The following is a 13,237-nucleotide window of genomic DNA, read 5'->3' as shown; positions in this document are numbered from 1 at the left end:
GAGAACTATATAGATAGTTTCCTATATGGCAAACTGATTCGTGCGGACCAGAAAAAAGGGCCGTCCCGAAGGGCGGCCCTTAGTTCGGTGGTCAGGGTTAGCCCCCCAAACCGCCAGTGGATCTCTTAAGCCGCGTTGGCGTCTTCGCTGTTGCGGTTCGCCGCGCGGCGCCGTGCGACAAGCGCAGCGGCTGCAGCACCGAACAATAGCATCATCGGCGGCGCAGGAACAGGGGTCGGATCGCCCGACGACCCGCCATGGCTGCTGCTGCCGCCCGAGCTGGACGACGAGCTGCTGCTCGACGACGAAGAGGATGACGACGAGCTGGTGCTGCCGGTCGAACCGAAGCTGCTGCTGCCGCCGGTCGCGCCCGACGAGGTCGCGCCGCTCGACGTGCTGCTGGAAGACGAAGAGGAGGAGGAACTCGAGGACGAGCTGCTGCTCGAGCTGCCGCCGCGCGACGAGCTGCCCCAGCCCGAACTGCCGTGCGACGATCCGCCCTTTGACGAACTGCCCCAACCCGAACTGCCCTTCGACGAGCTGCCGCCCGACGAGGATGAGCTCGACGACGAAGAGGACGATGACGAGCTGGATGACGAGCTGCTGCTCGATGAGGAGGTGCTGACGTTACCCGATGAGGTCGAGACATTGCCCGACGAGGTCGAGGTGCTGACGCTGCCGGTCGAGGTCGAGACACCGCCCGTCGAGGTCGATGTCGAAACGCCGCCGGTCGAGGTGCTGACCCCGCCCGTCGAGGTCGACACGCCGCCCGTCGACGTGCTCACGCCGCCGGTGGACGTCGACACGCCACCGGTGGAGGTCGAGACGCCCGACGAGGTGCTGGACGAGGTCGAGACGCCGCCGGTCGTCGTCGAGGTGACGACGATGCTGCCGCTGCTGCCACCGCCGCTGCTGCCGCCGAAGAAACCGCCGAAGAAGCCGCCGCCGAAACCGCCGCCAAAGCCGCCACCGATGACGGTCACGCCGCCGCCGCTGCTGCCGCCTTCGAAGCCGCCGCGCGGGAAGGGGGCATAGGGGATCGGGGGCAGCGGGATCGTCTGCGTCACGACCTGCGTTTGCGGGGTCGCGGTGCGGATGATGCGCTTGGTCGTGACGACGCGGCGTACGCGCTTCACCGGCTTGCGCGCTGCATGACGCTTGCGGACGACCTTTTTGCCAGCGCAGGGCGAGCAGGACTGGACCGTCTGGGCGCGTGCCTTTGGAACGTCCGCAATCTGCATTGCCCCGCTACCGATGATTGCCCCGCCGCAAGTGCAGGCGCAAAGCTTGGCAAGGGCCATTCGGACAGACATAGACTTCTCTTTCTTTCCCGTTGCAGGTGCGACGCGCCAATCGACCCGGCACCCCCCGTTCACTTTCGCTATACCGCAAAAGGACAAAGCTTTGTGAACGCGGCAATTGTGTTAACCGCGTTTGCCTGTCCGAGAGCGGGAATTGCGACGCGGAATCAACAGAAATCGCGTTAACTGTCCCAAAACAGTACGTAAAATGCAGCAATTCTATGCAATTGGTTAACCTTCGGACCTAAATCGCCCTGGCGTGGGCCGCCTTTCGGGCGTCGATCAGCCATATAGAATCGCGATCGCTATGCTGTTGGTTCATCGCCGCTTCACGGGTTGCCGCTATCCGCAGCTAAGGCGCTTGTATCGTCGCCAGCGGCTGGTTATAGGCGCGCCACTCCCTGCACCGCTTGGCGGCCCGCGGGGTGACAGGAAAGGACGCGAGAGCCCCTCATGCCGACCAAGATTGCCGACGTTGGCGCAGACGCGCTTCGCGAAGCCAAATCCAATCTCGATTCGGACTATGTCCCCAGCGACGACGAAGAGTTTATGAATGAGCGGCAGCAGGATTATTTCCGCGGCCTGCTCCTCGCTTGGAAAAAGTCGATCCTGTCCGAATCCGAATCGACGCTTGCACATCTTCAGGATGGTCCGTTGCGCGAACCCGACCTTGCCGATCGCGCTTCGAGCGAGACCGACTGGGCGATCGAACTGCGCACCCGCGACCGCCAGCGCAAGCTGATCGCGAAGATCGATTCGGCGATCCGCCGCATCGACGAAGGCGAATATGGCTATTGCGCGGTGACCGGCGAGCCGATCTCGCTCGCGCGTTTGCAGGCTCGCCCGATCGCGACGATGACGCTGGAGGCGCAGGAGCGCCATGAGCGCAACGAACGGATTTCACGCGAAGATTAGTCGTAAGGGAGTCCGATCCCATTTACGATTCCGCAATGGCTGGGTTCTAGATTCCGTCCCTCGACATTCGAGTTATGGGGCGCAGCAATGGATTCACAACGACCGACATCGGTGGACGAGGAAGTCGCGGCGCTGTCGCGCAGCGCCGATCGCGACAGCCTGTTCCTGCAGGCCGGCCTGATCATCCCCGGTTGTGCCGATCCCGTCACCGTCCGTGTGCGCAACCTGTCGCCGGGCGGCATGCTGGCGGAGGCAAAGGTCAAGGTTGCGCAAGGGGCCGTCGTTGAGGTCGACCTGCGTAACGTCGGTCCGGTCGTGGGCCGGGTGATCTGGGTGGGCGAAGGTAAGTTCGGTATCGCGTTCGACCGTCCCGTCGATCCGCAGGCGGTGCGCCGCCAAGTGGTTTCGCAATCCGATCTGCCGCCGCATCTTCGGCGAACGGGGCTCGAAACGGGCCCCCTCTATCGCCGACGCTGATGCGTCCTTGAACAGGGTAGCATCAGCGGGGCGATAGCGCTGGCGATCAGGCGATCGCGAGCATCTCTTCCTTGAGTTTCAGTTTCTGCTTCTTGAGCTGCGCAAGCACACCGGTATCGGGGGCGGGACGGCGCTCTTCATTCGCAATTTTCACATCGAGGTCCGCATGTCGGGACTTCAGGGTGGAAAGGTGCGACGTGCTCATTGGCATTCTCCTTTTCGACTCGATGGGCAGGGCGGAGTAAAACATGAATCGGCCGGCATGTCGTGACGATTCGGTCAGCCGGTCCCCGTTGCGGACCAGTGGTGAACGTGGCAGGGAGGCCGTGTGAACCCAGAGGAAATTACCCAGCGCCTGGAACTGCTTCGCGTCGAGCATCGCGATCTCGACGCTGCGATCATTGCGCTTGGCGAGGCGGCGGTGCCAGACCAGTTACAACTCGCGCGGCTGAAGAAGCGCAAGCTCAGGCTGCGTGACGAGATTAGCTGGTGCGAGGATCAACTGCTTCCCGATATCATCGCCTAACGGCTTGAATCAAAACGGGACGATTTGTCCGCCAACTTTAATGGTTACCGTCATTGCCGAGGAGGCGGGGGACGTGGCATCTCCGTTTCGATAGTCGGCGGGCGAATGAATATGATGGCAATCGATGTGCCGGTGCAGCGGGCACAGGTCGAAAATCTCTATGTCGAGGCGATGTTGCTCGCCGATGAGGCGCATGCGGCCTTTGCCGTGCAGCGCGACCTTGGCGCTGCGCAGGGCAATGCGGCGGCGCAGATCGGCCTAGCGTGCGAATCGCTGAAGACGACGACACGGCTGATGCACATCATCGCCTGGCTGCTCCATCGCCGCGCGATGTTCGCGGGCGATCCGGGGGCAGGGCCGCACGACAGCGCCGCACGGATCGGCGATCCGGTGCGCGCCGACTGGGACGTTTGCGCGGGCTTCGAGGCGTCGACCGGTCGGATCATCGCGGCGAGCGAGCGGCTGTTCGAGCGTGTCGCGATGCTCGAAGCCGGGTGGGAAGCACCCGCGGTGGCGCCCGTGCAGCAACTTCTCGCGCGGCTCGAAGCGCGGCTTTGACAAGACTTTCGTGGGAGGAATGGCTTCGTCCGACCGAGCCTGGCATCTCTCTAACCGTCACCCCGGGCTTGACCCGGGGTCCCGCTATTTCGTGAAGCGTGCCGGTGCCTTCAAAAAGCGGGATCCCGGGTCAAGCCCGGGATGACGGAAGGTGGGTATCTACCGGAAGCCCCCCTATCTTTCTTCGTCATCCCGGACTTGATCCGGGATCCATAGCCGCACCATCGTCATGGACCCCGGATCAAGTCCGGGGTGACGAGGGTGGGGATCGAGCGACAGCTCACCACCCCAAAGCCGCCTTCTACGCGCCGACTCTAACCCAGCCACTCCACCCATGCGCCATGGGCATGGGCATGCGCCAGCTTCTGCGGTTCGCCGCCGGCCGGCCAGTAGCGCACGACCAGTTCATGATGATGCACCGTACGATTGGCCTCTAGCGCGATCCATGCGAGCGGGCGTTCGGGCGCCGCGCGCGCGCCGGCCGACTCCATCGCGGCGGTGATCCGCGCCTGTTGGTCGGCGGGCACATATTGCCACACGATCGAATGCATCAGCACGCGCGTCGTGCCTGGGGCCTGCGGGCGCGCAAGTTCGGCCTCGACGAAATCGGCGGCATTGGCGTGGATCAGTTGCGGCGGTTCTTCGGTTGCCGTTGCAATCGCGGCCTCGATGCGCGCGAAGCGGATATGATGCTCCGGCCAGATATAGGCCTTCAGCCGTAGCGCCTGCGCGGGGTCGGTCAGGTCGACGGGCGCGACGTCGCAGCCCTTGAGGCCGGCGAATTCGATTTCATGCTGTGGCGGATGATCGCCGCGCCAGTCAGGGCTGAAACTCATCACACCGGGCTGCGGTCCGACATGCACGCCGCCGAGGTTATAATGATAGCGGTCGATCATCAGGTTGATTCCCGCGCTCGATCCGATTTCGAGGCAGTCGAAGCGCGGCGGCAATCCCCGGTCGGCGAGCCAGAGCATCGCCGCGATGAAGTTTGACGAGCGTCCCGCCTCATTGGTCTGCGGCGGGCCGTCGAGCCAGGGGAGCAGCACCGCCTCGTGCCGCGCGACGACACCGGCGACGATTGCATCGTCGTTGATGTCTTCGGAATCGGCATAGATGGGGGCGAGTTCGTGCGCGGTTCCCGACAGGTGGAGCGCGTGGATGCCGCCGGCGGCGCGCAGCGGCAATGCGTCGGCGAGCGGCGGGCCTTGCCATCCAGCGATCCGGCGCGCGAATTCGCTCGCCGGCTTGTCGAGCAGCTTGGCCAGCGCCGCAACGACGCGTGCGGTGACGCGCGCGTCGTTGGCGCGGCAATAGGCGACCTGATTGGCAAAGGCGGTGCGGACGGCTTTCGGGCCGATTTCGGCCATGTCGATGAACTGGTATCGCTCGCTCATTGCCCTTTTCCCTCTCGCCGCTTATGGGCGCGCAAGCTTATGCCCGAACCGATCATCTTTGCCATCCCGAAAGGGCGTATCCTCGACGAGGCGCTGCCCCTGCTTGCGCGCGTCGGGATAGAGCCGTCGGACGAGTTTTTCGACAAGAAAAGCAGAGCGTTAGTTTTTGGGACAAATCAGCCGCATGTCTCGCTGATCCGCGTGCGTGCGTTCGATGTCGCGACCTTCGTCGCGCATGGCGCGGCGCAGCTCGGCATCGTCGGATCGGACGTCGTCGACGAGTTCGATTATAGCGAGCTTTACGCCCCCGTTGACCTGGGCATCGGCCATTGCCGGCTGTCGCTTGCCGGGCCCGAGGGGAGCGCGCCGCCGGGACTCGGTGAAAGCCACATCCGCGTCGCGACCAAATATCCCGGAACGACGCGCCGCTGGTTCGAGGCGCAGGGCATTCAGGCCGAATGCATCAAGCTGAACGGCGCGATGGAAATCGCGCCGAAGCTGGGACTTGCCTCGCACATCGTCGATCTGGTTTCGACCGGACGGACGCTCGTCGAAAATGCGCTCGCCGAGCAGACGATCATCAGCGAAGTATCGGCGCGGCTGATCGTCAACCGCGCGGCGTTCAAGCTGCGTTCGGCCGAAGTGCCGGCGCTCGTCGAAAAATTCCGTCAGGCGGTGGGGCAGGGCAATGCGGCGGCTTGACGCCTCCGCGCCGGGCTTCGCGGCCGAGTTCGACGCGCTGGTCAACGATCGGCGCGAGAGCGCGTCCGATGTGTCGGCCGACGTGGCGGCAATCATCGCACGCGTGAAGGCCGAGGGCGACGCGGCGCTCGCCGACTATACCGCAAAGTTCGACCGCTTCGATTTGGGCGCGCGCGGGTGGAGCATTTCGAAGGAAGAATGCGCCGCGGCATATGATGCGCTGGCGCCCGAGCTACGCGACGCGCTGAACCTCGCCGCCGACCGCATTCGCGCCTATCATGCCGCGCAGCTTCCGGAAGATCGCGATTATCGCGATGCCGCCGGCGCCCGGCTTGGCGCGCGCTGGCGCGGCGTCGATGCCGCGGGCGTCTATGTGCCGGGCGGGCGCGCCGCTTACCCCTCGTCGGTGCTGATGAACATCATCCCCGCCAAGGTCGCAGGGGTCGAACGCATCGTGATGATGACCCCGGCCCCGGATGGAGAGATCAATCCGGTCGTGATGGCCGCTGCGCATATCGGCGGGGTGGACGAAATCTGGCGTATCGGCGGGGCGCAGGCGATCGCGGCGTTGGCCTATGGTACGGATAAGATCGGTCCGGTCGATGTCGTCACAGGTCCGGGCAATGCGTGGGTGGCCGAGGCGAAGCGCCAGCTCTACGGCGTTGTCGGAATCGATATGGTCGCGGGGCCCAGCGAGATCGTCGTCGTCGCCGACGCGAAGAACGAACCGCATATCATCGCCGCCGACCTGCTCAGCCAGGCCGAGCATGATCCGACGAGCCAGTCGATCCTGTTCACGGATGATGGCGATTTCGCCGATGCCGTCGCGGCCGCGGTCGCGTACATCATTCCGACGCTGTCGACGGCAGCGACGATGCAGGCAAGCTGGGCAGACAATGGCGCCGCGATCATTGTGCCGACCCTGGCCGATGCCATTCCGCTCTGCGACCGGCTGGCGCCCGAGCATCTGGAACTTGCGGTCGACCCGGCCGAGGCTGATGCGCTTTTCGGCAGGGTGCGTCACGCCGGTTCGGTCTTTCTGGGCCGCCAGACTCCCGAGGCGATCGGCGATTATGTCGCGGGCCCGAACCATGTCCTCCCGACCGGCCGTCGCGCACGTTTTTCGAGCGGGCTTTCGGTTACCGATTTCATGAAGCGCACCAGCTTCCTCGCGCTCGACGAAGCAAGCCTCGCCGCGATCGGCCCGGCTGCGGTCGCGCTCGCGGGCGCCGAGGGGCTTCCCGCCCACGCGCTCAGCGTCCAGAATCGTCTAAAGTAGAAAAGCCATGAACAAACGCACCCAGTCCCGCTCCGCCGCCCGCCTTGCCGCCGTCCAGGCGCTCTATCAGCATGAGATGGAGGGCACGCCGGTCGCCAAGCTGATCCACGAATTCCATCAGCATCGCATCGGCGCGACGATCGAGGACGAGGAATATGCCAACGCCGACACCGCCTTCTTCGACGACATCGTGAAGGGTACGCTGGCGCGCGCGGAAGAGATCGACGCGGCGATCGTAGCGCGGCTTGCGAGCGGCTGGTCGATGGACCGGCTCGACCGCACGATGAAGGCGATCCTGCGCGCGGGCTCCTATGAACTGATGGCGCGCGGCGACGTGCCCGTCGGTGCAGTGGTCAGCGAATATGTCGACGTCGCGAAGGCGTTTTTCGATACGCGCGAGGCGGGCTTTGCGAACGGGCTGCTCGACGCGATCGGCAAGGATGTGCGCGGAACCGGCGCTTAACTTATCCGTTCGCATCGAGCGAAGTCGAGATGCTCTCGGCTTGGCGCCATCTCGATGGGTGTCTCGACTTCGCTCGACACGAACGGAAGTCACCCCTCATCGGACGAGAGGGTCATATGAGCGAAGCCGATTTCATCGCCCGTCTGCGCGCCATCGCGACCGATCCTGCCGCGCGCGGGCTTGCCGACGACGCCGCAGTGCTGGGCGACCTTGTCCTCACCCACGACATGATCGTCGAGGGCATCCATTTCCTTCCCGACGAGCGGCCTCAGGATGTCGCGTGGAAGCTTGTCGCGGTGAATCTCTCCGACCTTGCCGCGAAGGGCGCGGCGCCGCTCGGCGTGCTCGTGGGCTATAGTCTGACCGGTGACGAATTTTGGGATGCCGCTTTCGTCCGGGGGCTTGGAGAGGTGCTGCGCCGATACGAAGTGCCGCTGCTGGGCGGCGATACGGTGGGCATTCCCGAAGGCGCGCCGCGGACATTCGGGCTGACCGCGATCGGCAAGGCGCCCGCGACCGGCGCGCCTGCGCGGAGCGGCGCAAAGCCTGGCGACCAGATATGGGTCACCGGGACGATCGGCAACGCGGGGCTGGGTCTCGCGATGCGGCTGGGCCAGGTTGAACCGAACGAGACCTGCCTCGCCGCTTATGGTCGACCGCATCCGCAGTTGGCCTTTGGGCAAGCGGTGGCGCCGCACGTCCACGCGATGATGGATGTGTCCGACGGCCTGCTGATCGACGCACAACGGATGGGCGAGGCCAGTGGGTGCCAACTTGGCATCATGCTCGAAACCGTGCCGCTTTCGGCCGCGCTGCTCGCGGTGCGGCCCGATGTGCTCGACACCCGGCTCGCCGCGGCGAGCGCGGGGGACGATTATCAACTGCTGTTTACCGCGGGCCCCGAAGCGGCGGGCGCCATTCGCGAGATCGCCGCGTCGCTCGATGTCGCGGTGACGCCGCTCGGCCATGCCGGTGTCGGCGAGGGGCTCATGCTCACCCACCGGGCGCAGCGCATCGCGCTGCCCGACCGTCTCGGCTTTACGCACTAGGCCCGCTCCGGGGTGACCGTCGCGGGATATTTTGCTTTGAAATCCGTTTGATGGCAAAGCGAGCGCGTTTCGGCGGGATGCGTCCCGCCGACAGATGCGACGAATCTGAAGGGCGGATATGATCGACGGAAAGAACAGACGCTGCGGTTTGGCCAAAGCGGTGCTGGCGTTCTGTTTCTCCTGTTTCTGCTACCCCGCACCGGCGGCCGCTTTGCCCGACCCGGTCGATGTCATCCTCGTTCCCACGGTTGCGGCCGACCCTGATCCGCCATCGGTCGAAGCGTCGCCGGACCCGGTCGCGGCACTCGCGCGCGACTGCGAAGGGGGCGATGCAGAGGCGTGCACGCGGCTCGCCTATCACCATCACGAAGGCGACGGCGTTCCCCGTGACGACGCACGCGCGACCCCGCTTTTCGCTCGCGCTTGCGATCTTGGCGACATGACGGGCTGCACGATGGCGGGCTATGCCCATAGCGAGGGATGGGGCGTGGAACGCTCGCACGAGCGGGCCGCGACCTATTATGCGTTCGCCTGTTACGGCGAAGAGGCGACGGCCTGTTCGAACCTTGGCCTCTCCTACGTCGGCGGGGATGGCGTTCCCAAAGATCCGCAGCGCGCGATAAAGCTGTTCCGACAAGCTTGCGATCTGGGAAGCGTATCGGGCTGCGCGAACCTTGGCGCTTCTTATTCGCTGGGCAAGGGCGTCGCGCCGAACCAGCGCCAGGCGGCACGGCTCTTCAAACGCGCGTGCAAGGCCGACGACCAGCACGCCTGTTATAATCTTGGCGTTCTCCATCGCGACGGGCTCGGCATGCCGCGCGACTACAAGCAGGCCTTTGCGCTGTTCGAGCAAAGCTGCCGCGCCGACGACGCGTCGGCCTGCGGCAATCTGGCGATGCTGGTGAACGACGGTCGCGGCGTCCGGCGTAATCGCCAGCGTGCGCTCGAACTGTTCGACAAGGCGTGCGGACTGGGCGAGGCCGAAAGCTGCTTCACGCTTGGGCGGGCCTATCAGACCGGCAAGGGGATCGAGCGTAACAATGCGCGTGCGATCGAACTACTTGAGCGGGCGCTGAAGCTCGATCCCGAAACCGAATCTGCCGCCGACGCGCGCAAGGCGCTGGCGGCGGCGCGCGGCGAACCCGCGTAGGCGGGTTGGCTTGGCGGCGCGGAAGTCACGGTAAACTGCCGAATAAGCGGGGTTGCGCGGGGCTTTCTTTCTTCCCATAACTCGACGTCCAAATTTGGGGCGGTCGCATCAGGGGAGAGAGCGAACCGGCATCAATAAGTCGGACGTGCTCGACTGCTATCTTCTGCGTCGCCCTTCTCATGGGGAAGGAATAGTCACGCATGAATCCGGTTTTGATCGCGATAGCGTGCGGCCTTTTGGCTGTGCTCTATGGATTCATTACCTCGCGGCAGGTGCTCAGCGCCTCCGCCGGTAATGAAAAAATGCAAGAAATCGCCGCCGCCATTCAGGAAGGCGCCAAGGCCTATCTCGGCCGCCAATATCGCACCATCGCTATCGTCGGCGTCGTCGTCGCCATTCTGGTCGGGCTGTTTCTTGGCCCGATTTCGGCCACCGGCTTCGTCATCGGCGCCGTGCTGTCGGGCGTCGCCGGCTTCGTCGGCATGAACATCTCGGTCAAAGCCAACGTCCGCACCGCGGCGGCGGCGCAGACCGGGCTGCAGGCGGGCCTCACCATGGCGTTCCGCGCCGGCGCGATCACCGGGCTGCTCGTGGCGGGGCTTGCCCTCCTCGCGATCTCGGTCTTCTTCTGGTATCTGATCGGTCCCGGCGGCTACACCGTCGGCGGCGATGACCGCACCGTCGTCGACGCGCTCGTCGCGCTTGCCTTCGGCGCCTCGCTGATCTCGATCTTCGCGCGTCTCGGCGGCGGCATCTTCACCAAGGCCGCTGACGTCGGCGCCGACCTTGTCGGCAAGGTCGAGGCCGGAATTCCCGAAGATGATCCGCGCAACCCGGCCGTGATCGCCGATAACGTCGGCGACAATGTCGGCGACTGCGCCGGCATGGCAGCCGACCTTTTCGAAACCTATGTCGTCACGGTCGGCGCCACCATGGTGCTGATCGCGCTGCTTCTGAAGGGCGCGGGCGACATGCTGCTTCCGCTGATGACGCTGCCGCTCCTGATGGGCGGCGTGTGTATCATCACCTCGATTATCGGCACCTATTTCGTTCGCCTCGGCAGCGGGAAGAATGTCATGGGCGCGATGTACAAGGGCTTCCTTGTCACCGCGGTCCTCTCGATCCCGGCGATCTGGTTCTCGACCAGCTATGTCCTCAAGGGTGACATGGCGACCGACATCACGGGGACGACGTTCAACGGCAGCGATCTTTTCTATTGCTCGCTGCTCGGGCTCGTCATCACCGGCCTGATCATCTGGATCACCGAATATTACACCGGCACCAACTATCGCCCGGTGCGCTCAATCGCCAAGGCGTCGGAAACGGGCCATGGTACGAACGTGATCCAGGGGCTTGCCATCAGCCTTGAATCGACTGCCCTGCCGACGCTCGTAATCTGCGTCGGTATCATCGTCGCCTTCCAGACGGCAGGCATCGTCGGCATCGCCTTTGCGGCAACCGCAATGCTGGCGCTCGCCGGCATGGTCGTCGCGCTCGACGCTTATGGTCCGGTTACCGACAACGCCGGCGGCATTGCCGAAATGGCGGGCCTCGACGACTCGGTTCGTGAAAAGACCGACCTGCTCGACGCCGTGGGCAACACGACCAAGGCGGTGACCAAGGGCTATGCCATTGGCTCGGCGGGTCTCGCGGCGCTGGTGCTGTTCGGTACCTATACCGCGGACATCACCGAATATTCGGCCAAGCTCGGGCTGACCGAACCGCTGACCTTCTCGCTGTCGTCGCCCTATGTCATCGTCGGGCTGCTGCTCGGCGCGCTCCTCCCGTATCTGTTCGGTGCGATGGGCATGACCGCGGTCGGCCGTGCGGCGGGTGAAGTGGTCAAGGACGTCCGTGACCAGTTCAAGAATAGCCCGGGCATCATGACCTATGAATCGAAGCCCGACTATGCGCGCACGGTCGACCTGGTCACCAAGGCGGCGATCAAGGAAATGATCATCCCGTCGCTGCTGCCGGTGCTGGCACCGATCGTGGTGTATTTCGCGATCCGTGCGGTGGCCGGTCCGGCCGCAGCGCTCGAGGCGCTCGGCGCGCTTCTGCTCGGCGTGATCGTCGGCGGCCTGTTCGTCGCCATCTCGATGACCTCGGGCGGCGGCGCGTGGGATAACGCCAAGAAGTATATCGAGGACGGCAACCATGGCGGCAAGGGCAGCGAGGCTCACAAAGCCGCGGTGACCGGCGACACCGTGGGCGATCCGTACAAGGATACCGCGGGCCCGGCAGTCAACCCGATGATCAAGATCACCAACATCGTGGCGATCCTGCTCCTCGCGGCGCTGGCGCACGGCGCGGCCTAAGCTGCGTCGCCTTTAGAGAAAGAAAGAGCCCCGCCGGAGCGATCCGGCGGGGCTATTCTTTTGCGGCTTTGAGGTGGCGCACTTCCCTCATCCGGGGCTTGACCCGGGATCCCGCTTTTTGCGCGCGTTCCCGATCCGCCTCAAGCGGGACCCCGGATCACGTCCGGGGTGACGATAACAGAGAGGTCCGCAACCGGCCGAACGCCGTCGCTCAGGTCGGGGATGTCGCCTTCATCTGCTGCGCATAGCCCGCCTGCACCATGGTGCTCATCCGGTCGAACAGCGCGTCGGGATCGCCGCGACGCAGGGCTGCGATCGCTGCTTCCGCGCCTTCTGCAACGATCAACTCGCGCGTCCCCGCATCGACTGCCGCCAGCATCTGCGCCGCCGCATCGTCGGGCGACAGGCCATTTTCGATCGCGGCGTCGCTCTCTCCTCGGACGCTGCCGTCTGCGTTCAGCGCATTGCGGCTGACGTTGGTGCGGACCGATCCGGGCGCGACGACCAGTATCTTCAGCCCCAGATGTTCATTCTCGGCGCGCACGGCATCATGGTAACCGATAATGCCATGCTTCGCCGCCGAATAGGCGCTGCGCAGCGGCACGCCCGCGATGCCCGCGACGCTTGATATCGCGATGATCTGTCCTCCGCCGGCGCCGACCATCCGCGGCAGCAACTGCTGGGTCAGCGCGATCGGGGCGAGCAGGTCGACCCCGATGATCTGTTGATAGACCGCAAAGTCGGTCTCGATCGCAAGGCTGCGCTGCGATATGCCCGCGTTGTTGACCAGCCCGTCGATGCGACCCAGCCAGTCCCACGCCTGATCGGCAATGGCGGGCAGGGCGGCATAGTCCGTCGCCTCGAACGGCAGGATGAGCGTTTCGGTGGCGCAGTCGGCGGCCACCGCTTCCAGAGCCGAGACATTCCGTCCCGACAGGATCAGCTTCGCGCCGCGTGCGCCCAGCGCACGCGCCAGCGCCGCACCGATGCCTGACGACGCTCCCGTGATCCACCAAACTTGATCCTGCATACCGGCTCCCTATCTATGATTTCGTTTCAACCTGAAACGGGTGTGGATGGCCGTCAAGGTGCCAACCGACGCATT

Annotated in this window: 14 protein-coding genes; 11 read left to right on the top strand and 3 right to left on the bottom strand. The window is 64.8% G+C overall.

Going from position 1 to position 13,237, the window contains the following annotated elements; all coding sequences use genetic code 11:
- Window positions 1-135: 135 nt before the first annotated feature.
- From SC1_RS22465 to SC1_RS13605, 3 genes are all read left to right on the top strand, one after another.
- Window positions 136-1,035 carry a hypothetical protein gene (locus SC1_RS22465; protein ID WP_238586696.1) on the top strand — a complete coding sequence of 300 codons (900 nt, stop codon included), beginning with the start codon at window positions 136-138 and terminating at the stop codon, window positions 1,033-1,035.
- Window positions 1,036-1,754: 719 nt separating this feature from the next.
- A complete protein-coding gene (dksA, locus tag SC1_RS13610; RefSeq protein ID WP_039572520.1) occupies window positions 1,755-2,216 on the top strand; it encodes an RNA polymerase-binding protein DksA in 462 nt (153 codons plus the stop codon).
- 87 nt (window positions 2,217-2,303) lie between these two features.
- Window positions 2,304-2,693, top strand: coding sequence for a PilZ domain-containing protein (locus SC1_RS13605; protein WP_062182624.1), 390 nt, complete (start codon window positions 2,304-2,306; stop codon window positions 2,691-2,693).
- Between the two features lie 46 nt (window positions 2,694-2,739).
- Here SC1_RS13605 and SC1_RS21625 read toward each other — a convergent pair whose 3' ends face one another.
- Window positions 2,740-2,898 (bottom strand): DUF465 domain-containing protein, encoded by a 159-nt coding sequence (locus tag SC1_RS21625; RefSeq protein ID WP_083435846.1) that lies wholly within the window; start codon window positions 2,896-2,898, stop codon window positions 2,740-2,742.
- Between the two features lie 123 nt (window positions 2,899-3,021).
- Between SC1_RS21625 and SC1_RS13600 the strand changes: the two genes are divergently transcribed.
- On the top strand, window positions 3,022-3,219 hold the full coding sequence (locus SC1_RS13600) for a YdcH family protein (RefSeq protein WP_062182622.1): 198 nt from the start codon (window positions 3,022-3,024) through the stop codon (window positions 3,217-3,219).
- A 105-nt stretch (window positions 3,220-3,324) separates the two neighbouring features.
- Window positions 3,325-3,777: a DUF1465 family protein gene (locus SC1_RS13595; protein WP_238586695.1), complete on the top strand. Its 453-nt coding sequence runs from the start codon at window positions 3,325-3,327 to the stop codon at window positions 3,775-3,777.
- A 314-nt stretch (window positions 3,778-4,091) separates the two neighbouring features.
- On the opposite strand, the gene SC1_RS13590 is transcribed toward SC1_RS13595, so the two are convergent.
- Entirely contained in the window at window positions 4,092-5,171 is a 1,080-nt protein-coding gene (locus tag SC1_RS13590) for a DUF2332 domain-containing protein (protein WP_062182619.1), read from the bottom strand.
- Window positions 5,172-5,210: 39 nt separating this feature from the next.
- Between SC1_RS13590 and hisG the strand changes: the two genes are divergently transcribed.
- The 6 genes from hisG (at window position 5,211) to SC1_RS13560 (ending at window position 12,132) form a co-directional block, all read left to right on the top strand.
- On the top strand, window positions 5,211-5,873 hold the full coding sequence (hisG, locus tag SC1_RS13585; protein WP_062182616.1) for an ATP phosphoribosyltransferase: 663 nt from the start codon (window positions 5,211-5,213) through the stop codon (window positions 5,871-5,873).
- Entirely contained in the window at window positions 5,860-7,152 is a 1,293-nt protein-coding gene (gene hisD, locus SC1_RS13580) for a histidinol dehydrogenase (protein ID WP_062182613.1), read from the top strand. Before hisG ends, hisD begins: the two co-directional genes overlap by 14 nt.
- 7 nt (window positions 7,153-7,159) lie before the next feature.
- On the top strand, window positions 7,160-7,615 hold the full coding sequence (gene nusB / locus SC1_RS13575; RefSeq protein WP_062182611.1) for a transcription antitermination factor NusB: 456 nt from the start codon (window positions 7,160-7,162) through the stop codon (window positions 7,613-7,615).
- Window positions 7,616-7,731: 116 nt separating this feature from the next.
- Window positions 7,732-8,664, top strand: a complete 933-nt coding sequence (thiL, locus tag SC1_RS13570; RefSeq protein WP_062182608.1) for a thiamine-phosphate kinase — start codon at window positions 7,732-7,734, stop codon at window positions 8,662-8,664.
- A 148-nt stretch (window positions 8,665-8,812) separates the two neighbouring features.
- Window positions 8,813-9,814, top strand: a complete 1,002-nt coding sequence (locus tag SC1_RS13565) for a tetratricopeptide repeat protein (RefSeq protein WP_062182605.1) — start codon at window positions 8,813-8,815, stop codon at window positions 9,812-9,814.
- A gap of 200 nt (window positions 9,815-10,014) precedes the next feature.
- The gene (locus SC1_RS13560; RefSeq protein WP_062182602.1) at window positions 10,015-12,132 is read left to right on the top strand and encodes a sodium-translocating pyrophosphatase; all 2,118 of its coding nucleotides are present in this window, start codon (window positions 10,015-10,017) and stop codon (window positions 12,130-12,132) included.
- Window positions 12,133-12,343: 211 nt separating this feature from the next.
- Here SC1_RS13560 and SC1_RS13555 read toward each other — a convergent pair whose 3' ends face one another.
- A complete protein-coding gene (locus SC1_RS13555; protein WP_062182599.1) occupies window positions 12,344-13,162 on the bottom strand; it encodes an SDR family NAD(P)-dependent oxidoreductase in 819 nt (272 codons plus the stop codon).
- Window positions 13,163-13,237: the final 75 nt, after the last annotated feature.

The organism is Sphingopyxis sp. C-1, from assembly GCF_001047015.1.
In the GTDB taxonomy this organism is placed as follows: domain Bacteria; phylum Pseudomonadota; class Alphaproteobacteria; order Sphingomonadales; family Sphingomonadaceae; genus Sphingopyxis.
This window is presented reverse-complemented; position numbering and strand designations above follow the sequence as displayed.